The sequence below is a fragment of the Cyanobacteria bacterium FACHB-DQ100 genome, from assembly GCA_014695195.1.
In the GTDB taxonomy this organism is placed as follows: Bacteria; Cyanobacteriota; Cyanobacteriia; order Leptolyngbyales; family Leptolyngbyaceae; genus Leptolyngbya.
This window is the reverse complement of record JACJNW010000039.1, coordinates 100,736-121,279: the sequence shown is the minus strand read 5'-3', so window position 1 is coordinate 121,279 and position 20,544 is coordinate 100,736. Positions and strand designations below refer to the sequence as shown.

The 20,544-nt window shown below is 48.4% G+C and carries 21 protein-coding genes; 10 read left to right on the top strand and 11 right to left on the bottom strand.

The window, feature by feature from the left end; translation table 11 throughout:
* Positions 1-51 precede the first annotated feature (51 nt).
* Entirely contained in the window at positions 52-1,653 is a 1,602-nt protein-coding gene (locus H6F51_22620) for an Hsp70 family protein (GenBank protein MBD1825267.1), read from the top strand.
* Here H6F51_22620 and H6F51_22615 read toward each other — a convergent pair.
* A complete protein-coding gene (locus H6F51_22615) occupies positions 1,650-1,895 on the bottom strand; it encodes a hypothetical protein (protein ID MBD1825266.1) in 246 nt (81 codons plus the stop codon). The genes H6F51_22620 and H6F51_22615 overlap by 4 nt on opposite strands.
* A gap of 238 nt (positions 1,896-2,133) precedes the next feature.
* Between H6F51_22615 and H6F51_22610 the strand changes: the two genes are divergently transcribed.
* A complete protein-coding gene (locus H6F51_22610) occupies positions 2,134-2,316 on the top strand; it encodes a hypothetical protein (protein ID MBD1825265.1) in 183 nt (60 codons plus the stop codon).
* On the opposite strand, the gene H6F51_22605 is transcribed toward H6F51_22610, so the two are convergent.
* A complete protein-coding gene (locus tag H6F51_22605; protein ID MBD1825264.1) occupies positions 2,313-3,242 on the bottom strand; it encodes a sugar ABC transporter permease in 930 nt (309 codons plus the stop codon). The two genes, H6F51_22610 and H6F51_22605, sit on opposite strands and share 4 nt — an antisense overlap.
* Positions 3,243-3,382: 140 nt before the next feature.
* Between H6F51_22605 and H6F51_22600 the strand changes: the two genes are divergently transcribed.
* Both H6F51_22600 and H6F51_22595 read left to right on the top strand, forming a co-directional pair.
* Positions 3,383-4,012 (top strand): phosphoribosylglycinamide formyltransferase, encoded by a 630-nt coding sequence (locus tag H6F51_22600; GenBank protein MBD1825263.1) that lies wholly within the window; start codon positions 3,383-3,385, stop codon positions 4,010-4,012.
* A gap of 195 nt (positions 4,013-4,207) precedes the next feature.
* Positions 4,208-5,146 (top strand): branched-chain amino acid ABC transporter permease, encoded by a 939-nt coding sequence (locus tag H6F51_22595; protein ID MBD1825262.1) that lies wholly within the window; start codon positions 4,208-4,210, stop codon positions 5,144-5,146.
* Here the strand turns inward: H6F51_22595 and H6F51_22590 are convergent.
* Entirely contained in the window at positions 5,108-5,770 is a 663-nt protein-coding gene (locus H6F51_22590) for an HAD-IB family phosphatase (protein ID MBD1825261.1), read from the bottom strand. The genes H6F51_22595 and H6F51_22590 overlap by 39 nt on opposite strands.
* Positions 5,771-5,943: 173 nt before the next feature.
* On the opposite strand from H6F51_22590, the gene H6F51_22585 reads away from it, so the two are divergent.
* On the top strand, positions 5,944-6,909 hold the full coding sequence (locus H6F51_22585) for a CHAD domain-containing protein (protein ID MBD1825260.1): 966 nt from the start codon (positions 5,944-5,946) through the stop codon (positions 6,907-6,909).
* Between the two features lie 62 nt (positions 6,910-6,971).
* Positions 6,972-7,313 (top strand): hypothetical protein, encoded by a 342-nt coding sequence (locus tag H6F51_22580; protein ID MBD1825259.1) that lies wholly within the window; start codon positions 6,972-6,974, stop codon positions 7,311-7,313.
* Positions 7,314-7,352: 39 nt separating this feature from the next.
* On the opposite strand, the gene H6F51_22575 is transcribed toward H6F51_22580, so the two are convergent.
* The 3 genes from H6F51_22575 to H6F51_22565 all read right to left on the bottom strand — a co-directional run bounded on the left by H6F51_22575 (position 7,353) and on the right by H6F51_22565 (position 11,028).
* Positions 7,353-7,973, bottom strand: a complete 621-nt coding sequence (locus H6F51_22575) for a universal stress protein (protein MBD1825258.1) — start codon at positions 7,971-7,973, stop codon at positions 7,353-7,355.
* Positions 7,974-8,632: 659 nt separating this feature from the next.
* Positions 8,633-9,529, bottom strand: a complete 897-nt coding sequence (locus tag H6F51_22570) for a DMT family transporter (GenBank protein ID MBD1825257.1) — start codon at positions 9,527-9,529, stop codon at positions 8,633-8,635.
* Positions 9,529-11,028: an FAD-dependent oxidoreductase gene (locus H6F51_22565; protein MBD1825256.1), complete on the bottom strand. Its 1,500-nt coding sequence runs from the start codon at positions 11,026-11,028 to the stop codon at positions 9,529-9,531. Before H6F51_22565 ends, H6F51_22570 begins: the two co-directional genes overlap by 1 nt.
* Positions 11,029-11,108: 80 nt before the next feature.
* Here H6F51_22565 and H6F51_22560 point away from each other — a divergent pair, with 80 nt between their 5' ends.
* Together H6F51_22560 and H6F51_22555 are read left to right on the top strand one after the other, a co-directional pair.
* Entirely contained in the window at positions 11,109-11,537 is a 429-nt protein-coding gene (locus tag H6F51_22560; GenBank protein ID MBD1825255.1) for a peptidylprolyl isomerase, read from the top strand.
* 322 nt (positions 11,538-11,859) lie between these two features.
* Complete coding sequence (locus H6F51_22555) at positions 11,860-13,314, top strand: glycosyltransferase family 2 protein (protein ID MBD1825254.1); 1,455 nt, start codon at positions 11,860-11,862, stop codon at positions 13,312-13,314.
* Positions 13,315-13,365: 51 nt separating this feature from the next.
* Here H6F51_22555 and H6F51_22550 read toward each other — a convergent pair whose 3' ends face one another.
* From H6F51_22550 to H6F51_22530, 5 genes are all read right to left on the bottom strand, one after another.
* Positions 13,366-13,830 carry an Hsp20/alpha crystallin family protein gene (locus tag H6F51_22550; protein ID MBD1825253.1) on the bottom strand — a complete coding sequence of 155 codons (465 nt, stop codon included), beginning with the start codon at positions 13,828-13,830 and terminating at the stop codon, positions 13,366-13,368.
* A gap of 114 nt (positions 13,831-13,944) precedes the next feature.
* Positions 13,945-14,208, bottom strand: coding sequence for a hypothetical protein (locus H6F51_22545; protein ID MBD1825252.1), 264 nt, complete (start codon positions 14,206-14,208; stop codon positions 13,945-13,947).
* Between the two features lie 179 nt (positions 14,209-14,387).
* Positions 14,388-14,657, bottom strand: coding sequence for a GlsB/YeaQ/YmgE family stress response membrane protein (locus H6F51_22540; protein MBD1825251.1), 270 nt, complete (start codon positions 14,655-14,657; stop codon positions 14,388-14,390).
* Positions 14,658-14,853: 196 nt separating this feature from the next.
* Entirely contained in the window at positions 14,854-17,562 is a 2,709-nt protein-coding gene (gene cphA / locus H6F51_22535) for a cyanophycin synthetase (protein ID MBD1825250.1), read from the bottom strand.
* A 220-nt stretch (positions 17,563-17,782) separates the two neighbouring features.
* Complete coding sequence (locus H6F51_22530; GenBank protein MBD1825249.1) at positions 17,783-18,634, bottom strand: cyanophycinase; 852 nt, start codon at positions 18,632-18,634, stop codon at positions 17,783-17,785.
* A gap of 204 nt (positions 18,635-18,838) precedes the next feature.
* Here H6F51_22530 and trmD point away from each other — a divergent pair, with 204 nt between their 5' ends.
* Positions 18,839-19,558 carry a tRNA (guanosine(37)-N1)-methyltransferase TrmD gene (gene trmD / locus H6F51_22525; protein ID MBD1825248.1) on the top strand — a complete coding sequence of 240 codons (720 nt, stop codon included), beginning with the start codon at positions 18,839-18,841 and terminating at the stop codon, positions 19,556-19,558.
* Positions 19,558-20,541, top strand: coding sequence for a DUF1517 domain-containing protein (locus tag H6F51_22520; protein MBD1825247.1), 984 nt, complete (start codon positions 19,558-19,560; stop codon positions 20,539-20,541). Before trmD ends, H6F51_22520 begins: the two co-directional genes overlap by 1 nt.
* Positions 20,542-20,544 lie beyond the last annotated feature (3 nt).

Sequence of the window (20,544 nt, the reverse complement as noted above, 5' to 3'; positions counted from 1 at the left end):
TGGTTTGGTGAATTGGTATACCTGATTCACGTCAATCTACCTAGCGCCAGAATGCCTTACGCGATCGACTTCGGAACCAGTAACACTGTGATCACCCGATGGAATGCAGCGACCCAACAGCCAGAAACCCTTTCTCTTCCTGGAATTTCGCAGCGCCTTGCCCAAAATCCACCTTTGATCCCAAGTTTGATGTACGTGGAGAATGCAGCGCAGGGAAAAGTTGTGATCGGTCAGCAGGTGCGCGATCGGGCGTTAGATATCAGCAGCGATGCGCGATTTTTCCGCAACTTTAAGCGTGGAATTGGGACAGATGTACAGGGATTTTTACCGGAATTAGACGGAAAAACCGTTCGATTTGAGCAGGTTGGCGAGTGGTTTCTGACGCAAATGATCAACCAACTCAAAACGACTGATCCAGAGATTGCAGAGTCGATCGTGTTTACGGTTCCGGTTGATAGTTTCGAGGCGTATCGATTGTGGTTGGGGCAGATTTGCGAATCGCTAGATATCAATCAGGTGAGAATGATTGATGAACCGACTGCGGCGGCATTGGGATATGGATTAAGCGATCGACAAACGTTATTAGTGGTTGATTTTGGTGGCGGCACACTGGATTTATCGATCGTTCAAATCAACGTGAACGAGATCTCTCAATCGAAACCGTTGGGATTCATTCTGAAATGGGGGCAGAAATCATTTAAGGAACAGTCAGGACAAAAAGCAAGGATTGCTAGAGTGATTGCTAAAGCGGGACAGAATTTAGGCGGCTCAGATTTAGATAATTGGGTCGTGGATCATTTTGTCAAAACTCAGGGACTCACGGCAACACCCTTAATTGCAAGACTTGCAGAACGCCTGAAGATTCAGCTTTCTCTTTCTACTCAAGCGCAAGAAGTGTTCTTCAACGACGAAACGTTTGAAAGCTATGACTTATCGCTCACCCGATCGCAGTTTGAGCAGATTTTGAGCGATCGCGGATTTTTCACTCAGCTTGATGAGTCAATGGAACAAGTGCTGCAACAAGCTCGCCGTCAAGGGTTGGCAACAAGTGATATTGATGCCGTTTTATTAGTGGGTGGAACGGTTCAAATTCCAGCCGTTCACAACTGGGTGCGGCAGTATTTTGACGAAAGCTTGATTCGATGTGAAAAGCCGTTTGAAGCGATCGCTCAAGGCGCACTTCAGCTGAGTCAAGGCGTACAGCTTAAAGACTTTCTCTACCACGGTTACGGCATTCGCTATTGGGATCGCAGGCAAAATTGCCACAACTGGCATCCCTTAGTTAAAGCGGGACAGCCTTATCCGATGGAGAAGCCCGTTGAGTTAGTGTTGGGTGCGTCGATCGACAGTCAACCCAGCATCGAACTCGTCATCGGTGAAATGGGCGCAGAAACAGTTCAGACCGAGGTGTATTTTGATGGCGATCGCTTAGTCACTCGAAATCTCACCAGTTCCCAGGCTCCGGTGCAGGCATTAAACGATCGAGAGGGGTCGCGCAGTATTGCAGAGCTTGACCCGCCAGGAGTGCCGGGAAGCGATCGCATTAAAGTGCAATTTCAGGTGGATAGCGATCGCTTCCTCAAAATCACGGTTGAGGATTTGTTAACAGCGCGAACGTTAGTCGAGGATCAACCCGTGGTGCAGTTGAGTTAAGAATCGCGCTTTCGTTGGCTCCAAGTTGCGCCGACTGCCGCACCCGCACCCGCTACCATTCCTGCCATCATGCCTTCGCCCGTCTTTCTCACAGGATCTTGGGTCAAGCATTGATTAGTCACGACCTTATCTTGCAGACACTGATTGCTTTCTGCCCAGCTTGCCGAACCGCCTAATACAACGCCAGCCGCACTGCAAACCAATACAACAATCCAAGCCGGGGGATGATTTTTTCTACCCATACTTAACTCTTCGGGTCTAATCTAGTGGAGGAGTACACATTACTTTACTCGTAGATCGAACCCTTGCTCACAAATTTTGTGAAGTTCTGGTGTGAACTTTTAAATAAATTTCATCTGTCGAAAGACAGAAGTACAGAAAGCCTTAATTGATGCGACTTTGCTCAGTTTTGAGGAAATCTGACTAGAATTGAGAGTAGCTTAACATTCAGTCATACATAAGCTCGATCGACCTGGAGGAATGCTCAACATGGACGCGGAAACGATTAAAGAACGGATTAAGCTGATCGAAAGCAAGCGCGAATCTCTATTGAAGCTGATGGAACAGCCGAATCTGGGCGCGTTGCGGATTGACGTGAATCAGGCGCTTGAGGAGATGGATATTCTGATCGAGGAGTTTCAGCAAACCTTCCCGGATGCTTAATCATCGCTCGATCGCTCCGCTTCACGCAGTGTTTGGACTTGCCAATACACCAATAGCAACGCGATTAGTAACAGCAATGTTGCCGCCGCTGCTGCATAACCAAAATCAAATTGAGCAAAGGCTTGATCGTAGATGAAGTAAACGAGCAAGTTGGTGGAGTTCATTGGGCCGCCGCCCGTGATTACATAGACTTGCTCGAAGCTTCGTAAGGTAAAAATTGCAGTAGTGACGGTAACGAAGACGATCGTCGGTCTCAATCCCGGCAGCGTCACATATCGAAACTTCTGCCAAGCGTTTGCCCCATCTAGTTCTGCGGCTTCATACCGATTGATTGGAATCGTTTGCAATCCCGCCAGAAACACGACCATATTAAATCCGATCTGCTTCCAGATGCTGAGCAAGATCAACACAGGCATCGCCCAAACCGTACTCTGAAGCCAGGGAATTGCGGGAATATTAATCGCGTTTAACCACTGATTGATTACACCATCGGTTTGAAAGAGCCAGCGAAACCCCAATCCAACCGCAACTAGCGACGTGACCGATGGAATAAAGTAAGCGGCTCTCAGCAATCCACGAAACAGAATTGATTGATTCAGCAAGACCGCTAAGCCCAAGGGAAGGATCAAACTGGGAATCACGGTTGCGATCGTAAAGTAAGCCGTATTCCCCAATACTTGCCAAAAATCAGGACTCAGCAGCAATCGCCAATAATTCCGTAATCCGACCCAGCGCACCCCCAATCGGGTGAAGCTGCCCGTAGTGAAGCTGAGATAGCACAGATACGCGATCGGATACAACACAAACACACCAAGCAGAATCAACGCAGGCGCGAGAAAAACCCAAGCCGCGATCACTTCTCGATCCAGTAAGCGCGAGAATCCGGAATCTGATCGGGGTTTGGTGCGAAGGGAATCAAAGAGCATGAGGGCGATCGTTCAAATTAGGGTTATTTTATCGGTCTGGCTATCAATTAACATGAACAATCAACTTTTAAGAAATTGTTTCTACCAGCGATCGCAGCCCCTACGCTAAACTGAGAAGCTGTTTTCTCATCATCGTTCTCATGGTTGCGCTGATTTCTCCTGAACACGCTGAATTTCCGTCTCATCCGCGCCTCAAGCTTGGCGTGATGGCATCGGGAAGCGGAAGTAACTTTGAAGCGATCGCGCAATCGATTCAAGACGGGCATCTCAATGCAGATATTCAGGTGGTGATTTATAACAATCCGGGTGCAAAAGTCGTCGATCGAGCGAACCGATTTAACGTTCCCGCCGTCTTACTGAATCACCGGGAGTTTGCTAGTCGGGAGGACTTAGATCAAGCGATCGTCAAAGCCTTGAAGCAGCATTCAGTGGAATGGGTGATCATGGCGGGTTGGATGCGGATTGTGACTCCAGTTCTGATTGAGGCATTTCGCGATCGTATTCTCAACATTCATCCAAGTTTGTTGCCGAGCTTTAAGGGCAATCGCGCCGTTGAGCAAGCTTTAGAAGCAGGCGTGAAGATTGCAGGGTGCAGCGTTCATTTAGTCGTTCCAGAAGTCGATAGCGGCGACATTATCATTCAAGCGGCGGTTCCGGTACTTGCAGAAGATACGATCGAAACTTTGCAAGCTCGAATTCATGCAGAAGAACATCGGATCTATCCCGCAGCGATCGCAATTGCAGCGGCAAACTCCTTTCGTAAATGCTGATTTACATCATCCTTTAGGCTGATGTGTAGTTCGCCCAGAGGCGGCATGATATATACAGATTGAGAAGCTCATCGTCTAACACAAGGGCAGTCCAAACCGGGTAGGGACTGCTTTTTTATTGGCAAAATTTCGGATCTCTTCCCAAACTTCCCCACTTCAGGCACAATCAAGCGATATCGTGATCAAGTGCCGCGCATGGATGCCTTTTTTGCTCAGTTCGTGCAGTTAGTTGTCAATGGAATTTCTGTCGGGAGCATAATCGCGCTCTCGGCGGTGGGATTAACCCTAACTTACGGAATTCTGCGACTCTCAAATTTCGCTCACGGTGATTTCATGACGCTGGGCGCTTATTTTACACTGCTGTTTAATGCGATCGGTATCAATATTTGGGTATCGATGTTCCTCTCTGCGATCGTCACGGTTGGAGTGACTCTACTGAGCGAAAAACTGCTCTGGTCGCCGATGCGAAAAAAACGAGCAACCCCAACCACGCTGATTATTATTTCGATCGGGCTTGCCTTGTTTATTCGCAATGGCATTATCTTGATTTGGGGCGGCGGCAATCAACGGTATGACCTTCCTGTGCTTCGCGCCTTATCTATTTTTGGAATCAATATTCCGTTTAATAAAATATTGGTGATCCTGTTAGCGATCGCGGCGATCGCTGGATTACATTACCTGTTGCAAAACACCAAAATTGGTAAAGCGATGCGGGCAGTGGCAGACGATTTAGATCTAGCCCGAACAACAGGAATTAATGTCGATCGCGTCGTGATTTGGACTTGGGTAATCGCCGGAAGTTTGACAGCATTAGGCGGCAGTATGTTGGGATTAGTGGAAGCCGTGCGCCCGAATATGGGCTGGTTCCTAATTCTGCCGCTATTTGCGTCGGTGATTCTAGGGGGAATTGGTAATCCCTACGGCGCGATCGCGGGTGGATTAATTATCGGCATTGCACAAGAAGTCGGAGGCGGATTGACTGATTTGTTAGCGCCATTTGCTTCAAATCCGATCGCTGGATTTATTATCGCAACTCGCTTATTTACAGCCCAATACAAACTTGGATTTGCATTGTTAATTATGGTGATTGTGCTGTTAGTGCGTCCGCAGGGATTGTTCAAAGGAACCACCTAAAACATGATCTCGCAAATAATCTTGAACCTCAAAGAAATCACTCCAGGGAATAAAGGCTTTATTGCGTTCTTCTAAATACCGAGTGAGCGGCGGACGCGCAAACACAACTTCGGCAGCTAAAGCGAGATTTAAGTCGGTAATCGAATCCCCGATCGCAATCGATTGATCCGCGTTATATTTCGCCATAATTTGTGCTTTTGCCACAATTTCTGTCTCACTTTCGTAAGCAGAATGAACCTGTAAAAACTGTTCTCTCGTATCGACTTCCATTGCATGAATCGCATAAATTCGATGGCGGAGCGGATTAAGCACAGATTCAACCATTCCCATTAAACCGCCAGAAATCACGACAAAAGGAATCTCCCTCGACTCAAGAAAATCAAGCAGTTCTAATAAACCAGGGCGAATCGGCTGCGATCGCGTGAACTCGATGATGTCTCCATATCGCGCTGATGGAATCGATTGAATAAACTTTCGGACTCCATCCCGTAAAGTCAGACGTTTCGCATAAATTTCTGGAAGTAAACGCTCTGATAATACAGGTGTAAATTCTCTCAGCATTGCGACAAAGGTTTCTGCCTGGGTAATCGTGCCGTCAAAGTCGCAAAATACAATGCGTTTCATTTTCTTTCCAGGTGATTTCTACTTTTATAGTTTGAGCAAGTCAGTATTTTTTATACTTTTTTTGCGCTAATTTTTGCATTCTGCCTGCAAATCATAAACTAAAGCTAGAGGTTTCTAGATTTGAGCTAATACAAAATTCAAGATGACTGGTAAACCTGTTATGAGAACTCGTTATGAATTTTCAAATAAGATTACCCCAAGAAGCTCTAAGCTATTATGGTCATCGCGCGATCGAAAAGCATTTCCGTAAAGCGATCAAGCACGAAGAGGACGTTTTAGCCGATCGAGACCCAGAAGCACTCCATCAAATGCGAGTGGGGTTAAGACGACTGAGAACTGCAATTCAGGTGTTTGGGTTCGCCGCAGACTTGCCCGAAGCCGCCAGCGAAGCGAGAATTCGCAAATTTGCTCAAGTGCTGGGAGCGGTACGCGATCTAGATGTGCTTCAGCTTGAACTCACTTCGCATACCAGCCTTCCTGCGCGTGAGCAGGACACTTTAAAGGGATCGCTCAAAAAATTGCAGCAGCAGCGATCGCGAGATTTTGATCAACTGCAAAAAACCTTGGAGTCCAAAAAATACGAGGCATTCAAGCAAAGCATGGAGGATTGGTTAGCATGGCCGCAGTTCAGCGCGATCGCCCAGTTGCCCATTCGAGAAGTTTTGCCTGATATTCTCTTGCCCTTGATTAGCGGCATTTTGCTACATCCCGCTTGGCTGATCGGCGTTGAATTCGAGTCCGAGCCTGATCGAAAAGTCTTTGCACCCATTACGCCTGAATCTATTCGAGAGCAGCTAAAGCAAGACGAACTTCTGCACGATTTACGCAAGCAGATGAAGCGATTGCGCTATCAAACTGAGCTATTCACCGATTTCTATGGCAAAGGATACGAGTTTCAGGTGGATGAATTTAAGCAAATTCAAGAAGTTTTAGGACAGATTCAAGACAGCGTTATATTGCAATCTTTTCTGAACAAACATTTGAATGATTCGATCGAGAAACTTTGCCCCACTTTCTCAGGTCGGCTCGATCAAAGAATGGCAATCGCTTGGAAAGAATGGCGATCGCTGCAAGAAAAATATTTAGATGCTGGCTTTCGGATTCAACTGCGTCAGCTCGTTTTGCAACCCAAATCTTAACCAGCCAAAATTCTAACCAGCAGTGTGGGAAGTCTTAGCCTATCGTCTCTCACGCTGCTGGTATGCGTACTTTCTTGCGGCTATTCGGTTTAGGTCTGATTATTCTTGGAATCTACTTCTTGGGGCAAAAAATCATTTTCACCACTGGCGGTTATGGCTATTGGTGGCAGGGAATTGCAGCAAACGCTTCTATTGCAGCCTTGGTTGCTGGAGTCTTGATGCTGATCTTTCTTCCAAGACGCGATCGCAAGCTAGGCTGGATACCGATAACTCTCGGAATCACCTTCGTTTTCTTCAACAGCCGAGCCGTTCTGAATCCCACGAGTCTTTGGCAGTTTTTGGCTTCGTTCATTTCGATCGCGCTTGGCTATCGAATGCTAATTACAGGACGATCGCCCCTCTAAAATCTAGATCGCAGCAGATCGACGATCTGCTGCACTTTTTTATTCGCCTTCTAATACCGACGGAATCCCCAACACAGGACAGGGGAACGACTTGCCCAGTTGCTTCACCAAGGGATGATCCGGGGCATCACAGCCCAGAATCAGCAGCGATGCGCTTTCCGCCGCCACAACCTCTTTTAGCTCTTTCGCAACCACACCAAACCGCAGATGCGTTTTGAGCGACCCGCGCCACTCTTCCGCCATACATCGAGCATTCCACAGAATACGATCGGCTTGTTCAAACAATTCTGCCGCACCGAACTGCGCTTTTGTCGCGGTTTCTAGCTCCGCGATCGCCGTTCGACTGGTACGCCATTCGCCTTCGGCTTTTGCTGCGGCTTTACGCTTTGCGCCCGATTCAAACACTGGAATCCGCTTCATCATGCCGTCTTCAACCACGTATACCACTTGAACCGTGACTTGTTTTCCGGTTGCTAAGCGAGTTTGATGAGCGATCCAGAGCGTCAAATCCAATGCGGTCTGGCTCCTAGGTGAATTTGAGTAACCAACGACAAGATTAATTCCCGAATCTGCTGCACCGCTTGGGGCTTTTGCAGGAATTAAAACCATTTTCTGGACAAGATCAGTACGTCCGAGCGTTCCTTGGAGCCGTACCAGCATCGAATGAATGTTCATGAGTGCAACCTCTCTTAACTACAAAAGCGAGAGGTGGGTGAGGGAGTTGTCCCGATCGCAAACGATCGAGTTAGTTTAGGAAACTCAGAGTTAAACACTGAGTCATCCTCCCAATGCCGACGGAGTTAGCTGACGGGCTAAGACTGGAAGGTGTCTTTCTCAGACGGGTGTTTGAGATTCGCCCCAAAAATTGGTTCCTCCGCTTTGAATTTGGTCAGATTACTGTTCTACCAAACTCATATTAGGCGACCCACAGATTAGCTTCCCTAGATGTTGACGAAATGTAGGCATAACAACCTTGGCTGTTTCACAAATAATTGGGAACCCAAAAGAATCAGGAACACTGGCTCAAGTCGTTGTTAGTTAATTTATTACAGGTGAAAGCGATAGAACTGCTACTTGCAAAACAAAAGTGAGGCATTAACTAATCCAGCCTCCGTAGCAAGCCCCCCTTCCAATTATATCAGTCGCTCCTAAAAATCCTGTATTTCTTTAAAGTCTGTATTCTCATTGACTGAAAAAATCTAATTTCAATTATTAGTTTCTGCTATCGAAACCTCAATCTCCATCCATCTCCAGGATTAAATTGTCGCGATCGCTACACTTTAATAATTGGGTTAACTGTGGAGAAGTTCTATACATTACTAGCGATGGAATAATAAAGCCACTCCCAAAAGAGAAATGAGAACGCCGAAAAACGATCGCAGACTGATCCGATCACCCATTGCCCAACTAATAGGAAGAACAAACAGGGGACTGGTACTGCTGAGTGCTTGAGCAATCCCCGTGGTGGCAAATTTCAGCGAGGTTTGCTGGAGCCAGATACCGAGATAGGTGCTGATAAAAGCAGTTCCGGCAATTACCGCAAGCAAACGGCGATCTTTCAGGGGTTTGATCGTTTCGCTGATTTGGCGCTGTAGGAGTATCCAGATCAACAGCGCGATCGTGCCTCCGATTAATCGAATCAATGTACTCCATAGAGAATCGATATCGGTATGAATCAGCGCAGATCTCGATAGCACTGCACCCGCCGCTTGCCCGATCGCCGCAAGCAGTCCGTACAAACTTCCTTGTAGGGGGCGAAAGTTCTCATGCCTGTCCGAAACCCGTTCCAAAATCACCCAAACAACCCCAGCGATCGTCAGTCCGATTCCGAGCCAGGCTGAGACAGATAAACGTTCCTGAAGAAAGATCAAGGCAAGAATCGCAGAGAGGGGCGGGGCGAGGGTTTCAAACAATAAAGTGCGTCGTGCCCCGATACAGTTGAGCGCTTTGAAATAGGCGGTATCTCCGAATCCGATGCCGATTACGCCACTGAGAAACAAGAGAAAAAATGAGGCAGGATCGATCGCCGGAAAGGATTGTCCTGTGAACAAAAAGGTGAGACCGAGCAGCACGATCGCGATCCAGCCTTTTGTAAAATTCAACGCTAAAGGAGTAATCTGCCGTCCGACTCCGGTGTAGACGATCGAGCCGCACGCCCAAATCAATGCAGCAGCGAGCGCGGCAAGTTCACCCCGAAACTGTAGAAAAAAAGACATCAAAGCAAGTCAACCAATTCGAGAGTTTGAGCCGGATCGACCAGAGTATTGGCACAGAGAATCCCAGAAGCCGCCACCGCAGGCACTCCAATTCCCGGCATGGTGCTGTCTCCAACGCGGTAGAGGTTTGCGATCGGCGTGTGACAACTCGGAAATAATCCCTGTCCTACTGGAATTCCCGCTCCATAGGTTCCTTGATATCGTCGCAAATATCGCGCATGAGTCAGCGGCGTTCCAACCAGTTCTAGAACAATTCGGTCTTTGAGATCCGGGATGACTCGCTCAACCGCCCGATAAAGTGGCTGCGATCGTGCCCATTTTTTCTGTTCGTATTCGGCATTGCGTGTCCAATCTGCGAAGGGTTCTAAGGTATACGTATGAACCACATGATGACCGGATGGCGCTAGATTTTCATCCCAAACCGAGGGAATGGAAATCATGCAGGTATTCCCAGGAGTCGTGATGTCGCGATCGTCATGCACAACCACATGATGTCCAGTGAGATGCTGTAATCCGTCTGCTCGAATGCCCAGATGCAAGTGCATAAAGCTATCGATCGCAGGCGTAGCCAGCGCATTTTTACGGTAGGAAGTAGGAAGATCTGTCGGCTCTAAAAGCTGAGCATAAGTATCCCAAACACTCGCATTAGAAATGACGATCGCTGCCGATAATGTCTCACCGTTTCGCAGCCGCACTCCCCGAACTTTGCCTGATTCCACCAGAATTTTTTCGACGTGAGTTCCAAGTCGCAATGTCCCGCCCCATTTTTTCAGTCCACGAACCAGTGCATCAACGATCGCTCCACTGCCCCCGATCGGGTAATCAATCACGGAGCTTGTTCGTTCGCCAAACATAAACGCCACTTCAGGCGCGATCGTTCCATGTGCCTTGAGTCCCGACAGCAAAAAACACTCTAAATCGATCAACCGCCGCACCCACGGATCACGAACAGTTTGATCCATCAAATCCCCAACTGAAGCCTGAACCACTGGTAGATTTGGCAACATCTTCAGCAGCGATGGAAGATAGCGACTCAGCAAGATTGGAGCTAATTTCCAATCGCTCCGGAGTGCCAGCGTGGGAATTTCTCGCAACCCTTCGTACAGTTTGAGAAATCGCTTTTCGAGTTCGATCAGTTCGATCGCACCCTGCGGAGAAATTTGGGACACCGTCGATCGATATTTCTCTAGATTGCCGTAAACCGGGAGTACCGCGTCCGGGAAGTGATAATGCCCGAACGGATCATAAGGAACCGCTTCCACCGATTCCCCTAAGACAGCCAAGACTTGGCGCAAGGGATTCACAGAGTTTGAATCGCTTAATCCACAGTAAAACGATGCGCCGGAATCAAAGTGAAACCCCTGCCGCGAAAAGCTATGCACCGCGCCTCCTGGAATGGTATGGCTTTCACACACCAGCACCGACTTGCCGTAACGCGCCAAAAGTGCACCTGCAACCAATCCCCCGATTCCGCTTCCAACTACAATCACATCTTGCATCGTTTCTTGACTCTACCTTAAGAGTTCTGTCATCTCTAACCATTATTGCTAGAGTGAATTGACGCTACAAAAATTTCACTATGACACAAGCAAAATTAGGGGACACCGTCCGCGTTCACTACACAGGCAAACTCGATGATGGCACGGTATTCGATTCCTCAGCCAACGGCGAACCGTTGGAGTTTACGATCGGAGACGGCAACATTATCCCCGGCTTTGAAAAAGCGGTCGTGGGCATGAGCCCGGGAGATGCGAAAACTGAAGTCATTCCCGCTGAGCAAGCGTATGGCGAACATCGCGAAGAAATGGTCGTTGTGGTCGATCGTGCTCAGATGCCGCCAGAAATGCAGCCTGAAATCGGGCAGCAGCTAGAAATTCGGCAACCCTCCGGAGAAACCATCCCAGTCGTGGTGACAGATGTTTCGGAAGCAGATATTACGCTAGATGCAAACCATCCTTTAGCAGGAGAAGACTTAGTTTTTGATATTCAATTAGTCGAAATAGATTAATAAAACTGATTAATCGAGAAATAATGGGCTTTGTGGCGAAAAATGTTGTTCACAAAGCCTTTTTATTTGTCAAAATTCCGTAATCTGTGTGAATTCAGATGAAGCTCGATCTTGAGCTAGATTTCTCTATCTAAAAAGAGAAGTCTGTGTTCAGTCCGCTCTGTTGTTAAGCAGTGCTGCTTATCTCTTAAATCTTGAAAGGGATAAATAGCGCGGGTTTAAGCCAATAAGTAATCAAATTCACACAGAGATGAGTTTGACAACTTCTGTAACACGTGGTTTCTATCTATGAAGAAGCTCTTCTGGTCTTTAATCAACTACTATGCGTAAGGGACTGCTGCACAAGCCCGTTGTCTTCTTCGGACCTATCCTCGACAAAATTCTTCTGACTCATTTTGTCGTGATTGGTCTACCGACAGCGCTGTACTACTACATTTTGGAGAATGGATGGGATCTTTCCTTTCTTCACGTTCTGATTCCGATATTGTACCTAGTGACTTCGATCGTGGTAGTCGGGGAAGCGCTGTCCACAGCAATCACGTATCGTCGCGGACATATCGCCAAGGTACCAAAGTTCGGGATTGTGCAGAGATTCATGCGCTCTCCTCGCACTCAGCCCCTTTACCCGTTGCTCGGAGCTACAGTTGATGTCCCCAAATGCTCGCTAATTGTGGCGGCGTATTTGCCGAACGAACAGCAGATTATTCTAGAAACGCTGGAGTATATCTTAAAGACGATCGAGCGTCCCGAAGCAGGCTTAGAGGTGATTCTGGCATACAATCGACCAGAACGTTTACCGATTGAAGACCGCTTAGAGCACCTAGCTGAGCAGCATCCAGAGCTTCAACTACTTTGTGTCGAAGGCAGTCGATCGAAAGCGCAGAATATTAACGCAGCCTTAGAAATCGTGACCGGAGAAGTGACTGGGATCTTAGATGCAGATCACCACCCAAATCCAGATTGTTTTACTCGCGCTTGGCGCTGGCTCTCGAACTACCGCTATAGCGCTGTGCAGGGGCGCAACGTAATTCGCAATCGGGGTTTTAACTTCATGACGCGGATGATTGCGGTCGAGTTTGAGTGTATCTATGGAGTCAGCCATCCGGCAAAATCGCTGCTAGTCGATACGGGTGTGTTTTGTGGCGCAAATGGATACTGGAGAACTTCGGTGCTGAAGCACATCGGATTTAGCTCGCGAATGTTGACTGAAGATATCGATGCAAGTTTTAGAACCTTGCTGAGCGGACACAACATCGTGCATGATCCGACGATCATTGTGACGGAACTCGCGCCTGTAGATGTAAGAGCTTTCTGGTTCCAGCGCAAGCGGTGGGCACAGGGTTGGTTAGAAGTCACTTTGAAATATCAAGCCGTGATTGTACGATCGCTGCGTTTAGACAGTTGGCAGAAAGCCTATTGGACGCTGCTGCTGGTATATAGTGCAGGCTTTCACTTCATTGCACTGCAAGCGTTTCCAATGGCGTTTAGCTTAACGCTCACAGGCTCACAGGCACCGGATATTGCTCCAGAATATATTTGGGCAATGACCCTATTGACCTTGGCGAGTGGCCCACTACAAACGCTGGCGGCTTGGCTCGTGAGAACTGATGTAATCAAACACTCTGCCAAAGATTTCTGGATTTACTGCTTGTTTATCCCGTTCTACTGTGTGTTTAAAAGCGTGATCGCAATTACGGCAATTTATGATCACATTGTTGGCAATACGGAATGGATTGTGACTCGTCGATCGACCGATGCCCTGCCGGAAGCCAAATAAAGAAGGGAACCGCAATTGCGGTTCCCTTAAATTCATGACGAGACAGCCAGACTATGCTTGAGGCGCTTCAGTTCCAGCTTCAAGCGCTCCACCAGTGTCAGCGAGATTAAGCTTCACGACTTTTGCCTGCTCTACCTTGGGCAAGGTCAAACTGAGGATGCCTTCCTTGAATTCAGCTTTCACTTGATCATTCTGAACTTCAACAGGAAGCGGGATCACACGCTGGAATTTGCCGTAGCGAAACTCAGTTCTAAACAATCCATGCTCTTCGGTGCGTTGCTCCTGGCGGTGTTCACCTGCTAAAGAAATCGCATTCCTCATGACCTGAACATCGAGATTTTTCGCGTCGATGCCAGGAAGCTGAGCGCGGACAACCAACTCATTGCCTGTATCCTTAAGTTCGATTGCAGGTGTCCAGTCAAAGGAATCGCTCGAAGCAACAGAATCAAACAGTTGGTCAAATTGACGACGGAGTGTATCGATTTCGCGCCAGGGTTGCCAGTATCTAACTAACATATTGTGACCTCTTGGATAGCGATTAAGGACTTGAACCTTCATGTCCTTATCGTGCCGTACCCAGCGCTACCTAGTGATCAGGAGAACTGTACTAATTCAGTAGAGTTAACCGATCTAGGCCAGTACAAATTCAACCAGTGAGTTCACACCCAAAGCATATTCAACTTCATCAATTTGATCGCGATCGCGCCATTCATCAATCACACCTAATAGGCAGCGTACTGCTAAATCCCGTTGAATTAATTCTGTTACAGCTTGCCAGGCATCTGGTGCATTCGAGAAAAAGCCAAGCTGAATCATGCCACCTTCATGCCACCAAATGCTAATCCAACCTGCATCTTGTTCGGTGATTTCGATATGTTGTCCAAGGTAAGTCATCACTACTTTCGCCCCTCGATCCGCGTCTTGATGAGTCCTAGAATACGAGCAGTAATGGGGGTTTGACCTCTACTAAAAAGAAGGGATTATCTAGCAGCACTCTCTCTTCCGACAGTAACCGCGAGATAATCCTCAGCACAGATTGAAGCAGTCAATTTTGTAGCAGTCGGGCACTGATACTATGCAGCGCTACGGGTGACGAGTCCCCAAAGAAAGATCGCAATCATGGCTCCAAGGACTGCTACAAGTAAGCCCGGTAAGCTAAATCCGGTCGCAGTGAGGCTGATTGTTCCTTTCGTTAGAAGCGTATACAGGCTTCCGCCTAAGAACGAACCAATGATGCCTAAAATCATGGTGCTGAAAATTCCGCCGCCCTGCCGTCCAGGGTAAAGGAGTTTGGCGATCGCACCTGCAACGATTCCAAGTACAGCCCAAGCGATAATATTCATGCTAATTTCTCCTAAAGCTTCAAATTTTTAGGTGTGGAGAGTTGATCAATTGATCGAGGGTTTCTATCTAGAGAGGCAGTATATCCCTGCTTTTGTCTTCACTAGAAAGAAAACATTTTTATTTAATGATTTGATCCAAAAAAGACGCGATCGATTGATCGCGTCTTTCCTGCGTTCATTGCTATCAGACTTCAGCTTATGGAGTCGGAATCGCTTCTCGCGACGGGGAAACAAGCTGCGATCGTAAGTGATTCTCTTGGGCATTCGCAGGATTCACAGGGGTCATCACCTGTACAGCATTTCGCGCTTCGATCAGCTCAATTGCTCTCGTCACACTTTCCGGCAGAATTACCACTAAACTACCGGGAGTCGCACTATCTAATGCAGCTTGAATTGCAGTGGTTTCATCTAGGATTGTTTCAAAGCGGGCATCGGGTTTAGTTTCCCTCAAACCTTGAGCAATCAGCGCTGCGGTATTGCCGCGATCGCGTCCACGATTGTCGTCGTCTTCTTTGATGATGATACGGTTGAACAAGTCGGCTGAGAGTTTGCCGAGTTGCACAAAATCTTCGTCGCGACGATCGCCAGGTGCGCCAACCACACCGATGCGCTCTCCTTCTTTCCAGTTCTGCACAAATCCACCCAACGCTTGATAGCTATGCGGATTGTGAGCGTAATCGATCAGCACATGGAACTCTCCGAGGCTGAATAGATTCATGCGTCCCGGTGTTTGTTTGGTGGAAGCTTGGAAGGTCATCAGTGCAGCGCGAATGTCCTCGATACGGACACCCTGAGCAAACGCTGCCAAACTTGCAGCGAGAGCATTCGCAATCATAAACGGTGCGCGTCCACCTAATGTTAAGGGCACATTAATCGCTTGCTCGATGCGTAATGTCCAATCGCCTTTGAGAATTGACAGATAGCCATTCTCGTAAACGGCAGCGAGTCCGCCGCGCTGAGTGTGCGATCGAATTAGTTCATTCTGCGGATTCATCGAGAAATAAGCGATTTGAGCTGTGACTCGACTCGCCATCGCAGCTACGAGCGGATCATCAGCGTTCAGAACCACATAGCCTTTAGGAAGTGCTGCTTCTGCAACAACGCTTTTCACCCGCGCCATTTCTTCGATCGAGTTGATATCCCCCAATCCCAGGTGATCCGCCGCAACGTTAAGCACAACACCTACATCACAAGCATTGAAGGCTAAGCCCGATCGCAGAATTCCACCCCTGGCACTTTCGAGCACTGCAACTTCAACTGTTGGATCTTGCAAAATCAGTTGGGCGCTTTGAGGTCCCGTATTATCTCCGGGTTCAACCAGGTAGTCGCCAATGTAGGTTCCGTCTGTCGTTGTGTAACCAACCACTTGATTAGTTTGCTTGAAGAGGTGAGCAATTAGCCGAGTGGTTGTGGTTTTTCCATTCGTTCCGGTGATCGCAATAATGGGGACGCGTCCGTTCGTATGTTGAGGGAACAACATATCGATCACAGGTTCGGCAACATTGCGGGGAATGCCTTCGCTCGGTGAAACGTGCATCCGGAATCCAGGAGCCGCATTCACTTCGACAATCACACCATCCATTTCGCGCAGCGGCTTTGAGATATCCTCGGTCACGACATCAATTCCGGCAATGTCTAAGCCGATTATCTTGACGACGCGCTGTGCTAACCAGATATTTTCTGGGTGAATGTCATCGGTACGATCGATCGCCACACCGCCCGTACTCAAGTTCGCTGTTGCTCTGAGATAGCAGATCTCACCTTCAGGTAGAACAGTTTCCAGGGTGTAGCCTTTTTGCTCTAGCAACTCCCAAGAGGTGCGATCGAGTTCAATCTTCGTCAACACATTATCGTGTCCAGTGCCTCGACGCGGATCGCGATTGGTTTCATCAATTAATTCTTGAATCGTCGATCGACCATTGCCAACAACGTGTGCTGGAACCCGTTCAGCCACCGCGACCACTTTTCCATTCACGACTAACACTCGATGATCGCGCCCCTGATAAAAGCGCTCCACAATCACCGATCGCGATACTGCTTTTGCCGCATCGTAAGCCGCTTCTGCTTGCTCCCAGTTGGTGATGTTAATCGTAATTCCCCGCCCATGATTGCCATTCAGCGGTTTAATCACGATCGGATATCCACCCACATCCTTGATCGCATCTTCTAGTTCATCGAGATAGTTCACGACTGTTCCACGCGGGACAGGCACCCCCGCCGATCGCAGCATTTGTTTCGTACCTTCTTTATCCGACGCAAGTTCGACTCCTAAAATTCCCGTCTGATTGCTCAGCGTTGCTTGGATGCGTTTCTGATGTACCCCGAAGCCGAGTTGAATCATTGATCGCGCTCCTAGCTCCATCCAGGGAATATTGCGCGACTCGGCTTCTTTGACCAGCGTTTCCGTGCTGGGTCCTAATGCACATTCGGCAGCAACATTGCGTAAATCCTGGAGATCTTGTTCAAGCTCGTCTTTGGGATAGCGACCCGTTTCGACCAGCGTTTGGCAAATCCGAACCGCCGCTCTCGCGGCATAGCGCCCAGCACGTTCGTGGATGTATTCGATCGCAACTTGATACACCCCAGGTTCAGCCGTTTCACGAGTCCGCCCAAATCCCACAGGCATTCCTGTCAGCTCTTGAAGTTCAAGCGCAACGTGCTCGATGATGTGTCCCATCATGGTGCCTTCTCGAACCCGCGCCAGAAATCCACCCCGGCAACCTGGAGAGCAATAGTGTTCCACCAAAGACGGAAGCAACTCGACCAATCCTTCATAAAATCCGGGAATTAGATGAGAAGGCGTTTCGGCGAGGTCTTCCAAATCTAGACGCATTAGAATGACCTTGTGGCGGCGAATGCTCCAGTAGTTGGGACCACGCAACGTCTGAACTTTCAATATCTTCATATCGCTTCAATTCTGGGATACAAGCTGGGGGTAGATGAGGGTCTTGAAATTAAAAGGAAATCAACCGTGAACACAAGTTTCAAGTTTCCGGCGTAAGCTGAATCAGTAGTTTGTAAAGAACTGGTTTCCTCGATCGTCGGAACTGAGAGCGGAGTTTCGTAACACAACGTAACTGTTCTACTGGGCACGATAGCAGAATTGCCGATCGATCAAGGTTAAATCAATCTGCGGCTGCGTGATCCCAAGATGACTGTTTGCGATAGTTTCGGATCAGCATCGTGCGCTGGCGCAAGTCAAATCGACAACCCGCGCTCAAAACGTGCAGCCGTAAATTTCCCATACAGAGCGGGTCGGTTTTTCCAATGTCCGCTTGATTGGTGTAGGTCATTTCGCTAGGGTCGATAATCGTCACGGCACCTTTACCAAGTACCTGAAGAATGCCATCGCCTTCAAACAGGGCACAGGTGTCTTCATCAATTCCAATGCCCAGCAGCGTCGGATGCGCCACGATCGCGCTCATCAGCCGTGCCATGCGATTGCGATTATGAAAATGCTGATCAACTAGAACTTCTGGGATAATGCCCAATCCCAGCGTCATATCGACCAGAGAATGATTCGGAGATTCGCCACTACCGCCGCCCGCAATCATGTGATCACCCATGACGGCGGCACCCGCACTGGTTCCGGCAAGCGTAATTTGTCCCGCCTGCGCCCGCGATCGTACAATGTCCATTACAGGGGTATCAGCAAGCAATCCACAAAGCCGAAGCTGGTCGCCTCCAGTCAGAAACACTCCAGTACATTCGCTCACGTACTCTTGCAGTTCCGGCAAATCACCCTGAGCGCGATCATCAATATTCAGCACCTTCGCTTCTTGTGCCCCCATGCCGATAAAAATAGTGTGGTAGCGATCGCCAATGACAAGGGGTTCACGCGAGGCCGACGGAATAATGGCGATGCGGGCATCACTCCCTCCTGAGCGCCAAAAGAAGTCACGGAGAATGTCTCGACCGTGGAGTTTATCTTCTGCACCGCCGATCACCATAATTGCGGTATTGAGGGACTGAGGCATCTGCGGTTTAATCGATTGCAAGACTGACTCTAGCATGAAGGATAAGGAATATAGGGATGAACGATGAATGAGTGGCGAGAATTCGGTTTAGGATCAAACGGGTAGGATTGGCATGAGGGATTGAAGGTTGGCGATCAAATTTCGTATGACTTTCAATCATGCCAAATTATCAATTCCTTGTAACGCAATTTCGCTCTTTAAAATATGCGCTTCGATATTGTGACGTTATTTCCCGATTTCTTTGAGTCGCCGCTCAGTTCTGGGTTGTTGGGGAAAGCGTTGGCTAAAAATATTGCTGAAGTTCATTTGATCAATCCGCGTGATTTTGCGATCGATAAGCATCGGCGGGTTGACGATGAGCCTTATGGCGGTGGAGTGGGGATGCTAATTAAGCCGGAGCCAATTTTCGCGGCGGTGGAATCCCTCCCAATTTTACCGAGGCGCGAGGTGATATTTGTGACACCCCAAGGGGAGCCAATGCAGCAATCCATGCTGAAAGAATTTGCCACAAACTTGGAGCAAATTGTCATCATTTGCGGACATTATGAAGGAGTAGACGAGCGAGTGATGAGTTTAGTCACTCGTGAGGTGTCGCTCGGAGATTTTGTGTTGACTTGTGGAGAAATTCCAGCGTTGGCATTACTAAATGGCACAATTCGACTGTTACCCGGTGCGATCGGTAAAGAAGATTCACTCAAATATGAAAGTTTTGAAGCCGGACTGCTCGATTATCCGCAATATACTCGTCCGCCTGTGTTTAGAGGATTAGAGGTGCCTGCTGTTCTGCGATCGGGCAATCATGCCGCCATCGATCGCTGGCGCACCGAACAACAAATCGAACGCACTCGGATTCGCCGTCCAGATTTATATGCTGATTGGCTGAAAGAATCTGAGCAAATCAAAAAAAAGGTCAATCTCGAATAATGTTTATCCAACCATTCCGCCTGCTGTGTGCCACGATCGCGAGTTCTGTCGTTCTGAACTCAGTTCAAATCCCGTTGCTGTTGCGCTCTGAACTGTTGATTGATTCTGCTGCCTACGCAGCACGCAGCGGTGGGCGGAGTGGAGGTGGCTCGTTTAGCCGTCCTTCGGGAAGTTCTAGTAACCGTTCTTCGGGAGGTTCTAATCGCAGTAGTGGCTCTGATTCCGGTGGATCTGTGGCTCCTCGATCGGGTGGGTACTATGGTGGCGGGTATTATGGCGGAGGTTACGGTGGTAGCCACTCCAGCGGCAGTGCTGTTCTGTGGCTGATTGTGGGATTGATGCTCATCGGAGGAACAGCGCTAGCCATTTGGGTTTGGTTTATTCTCAAGGCAGGCAAGCAGGGAGGCGGCGAGCTTGAAAACGATGTCGTGACGGTGACAGAGGTTCAAGTTGGCTTACTTGCAGAAGGTCGCGCGATTCAATCGCAGTTAGCGGAGATTGTTCAACAAGCCGATACGGAGACGATCGAGGGACTTCACGCCGAATTACAAGAAGCGGTGTTGGCGCTATTGAGAATGCCGGAAAACTGGAGCCATGTCCGTGCAAGTTCGCAGACGGTGAAGACCCGCGAAGAAGCGGAGAAATTGTTTAATCAACAATCGATCGTAGAACGCAGCAAGTACACTACAGAAACGCTGACTAATGCGAACGGTAAACTGGTGCAAAAAGACTTTGAGCTTGATCCAGACAAAGATCCTGCTTCTTACATTGTGGTGACGTTATTGGTGGGAACCGCAGACGATAAGCCTTTGTTTTCTGAACTCCGAACTACTGAAGCACTCACAGAAGTTCTGACTCAGCTTTCAAGCCTTAACATGGATTATCTGCTCAGGTTTGAACTACAATGGACACCGCAGGTTGAAGGCGATAGTCTCACTTACGACGAGATGCTGATGGAATACCCCGAAATGCTGCAAATTTAGAGC

Bases quoted from the DNA above. Each gene is read 5' to 3' on its own strand.
- H6F51_22620 (MBD1825267.1), top strand. From the start codon at position 52: ATGCCTTACGCGATCGACTTCGGAACCAGTAACACTGTGATCACCCGA.
- H6F51_22615 (MBD1825266.1), bottom strand. From the start codon at position 1,895: ATGGGTAGAAAAAATCATCCCCCGGCTTGGATTGTTGTATTGGTTTGC.
- H6F51_22610 (MBD1825265.1), top strand. From the start codon at position 2,134: ATGCTCAACATGGACGCGGAAACGATTAAAGAACGGATTAAGCTGATC.
- H6F51_22605 (MBD1825264.1), bottom strand. From the start codon at position 3,242: ATGCTCTTTGATTCCCTTCGCACCAAACCCCGATCAGATTCCGGATTC.
- H6F51_22600 (MBD1825263.1), top strand. From the start codon at position 3,383: ATGGTTGCGCTGATTTCTCCTGAACACGCTGAATTTCCGTCTCATCCG.
- H6F51_22595 (MBD1825262.1), top strand. From the start codon at position 4,208: ATGGATGCCTTTTTTGCTCAGTTCGTGCAGTTAGTTGTCAATGGAATT.
- H6F51_22590 (MBD1825261.1), bottom strand. From the start codon at position 5,770: ATGAAACGCATTGTATTTTGCGACTTTGACGGCACGATTACCCAGGCA.
- H6F51_22585 (MBD1825260.1), top strand. From the start codon at position 5,944: ATGAATTTTCAAATAAGATTACCCCAAGAAGCTCTAAGCTATTATGGT.
- H6F51_22580 (MBD1825259.1), top strand. From the start codon at position 6,972: ATGCGTACTTTCTTGCGGCTATTCGGTTTAGGTCTGATTATTCTTGGA.
- H6F51_22575 (MBD1825258.1), bottom strand. From the start codon at position 7,973: ATGCTGGTACGGCTCCAAGGAACGCTCGGACGTACTGATCTTGTCCAG.
- H6F51_22570 (MBD1825257.1), bottom strand. From the start codon at position 9,529: ATGTCTTTTTTTCTACAGTTTCGGGGTGAACTTGCCGCGCTCGCTGCT.
- H6F51_22565 (MBD1825256.1), bottom strand. From the start codon at position 11,028: ATGCAAGATGTGATTGTAGTTGGAAGCGGAATCGGGGGATTGGTTGCA.
- H6F51_22560 (MBD1825255.1), top strand. From the start codon at position 11,109: ATGACACAAGCAAAATTAGGGGACACCGTCCGCGTTCACTACACAGGC.
- H6F51_22555 (MBD1825254.1), top strand. From the start codon at position 11,860: ATGCGTAAGGGACTGCTGCACAAGCCCGTTGTCTTCTTCGGACCTATC.
- H6F51_22550 (MBD1825253.1), bottom strand. From the start codon at position 13,830: ATGTTAGTTAGATACTGGCAACCCTGGCGCGAAATCGATACACTCCGT.
- H6F51_22545 (MBD1825252.1), bottom strand. From the start codon at position 14,208: ATGACTTACCTTGGACAACATATCGAAATCACCGAACAAGATGCAGGT.
- H6F51_22540 (MBD1825251.1), bottom strand. From the start codon at position 14,657: ATGAATATTATCGCTTGGGCTGTACTTGGAATCGTTGCAGGTGCGATC.
- cphA (MBD1825250.1), bottom strand. From the start codon at position 17,562: ATGAAGATATTGAAAGTTCAGACGTTGCGTGGTCCCAACTACTGGAGC.
- H6F51_22530 (MBD1825249.1), bottom strand. From the start codon at position 18,634: ATGCCTCAGTCCCTCAATACCGCAATTATGGTGATCGGCGGTGCAGAA.
- trmD (MBD1825248.1), top strand. From the start codon at position 18,839: ATGCGCTTCGATATTGTGACGTTATTTCCCGATTTCTTTGAGTCGCCG.
- H6F51_22520 (MBD1825247.1), top strand. From the start codon at position 19,558: ATGTTTATCCAACCATTCCGCCTGCTGTGTGCCACGATCGCGAGTTCT.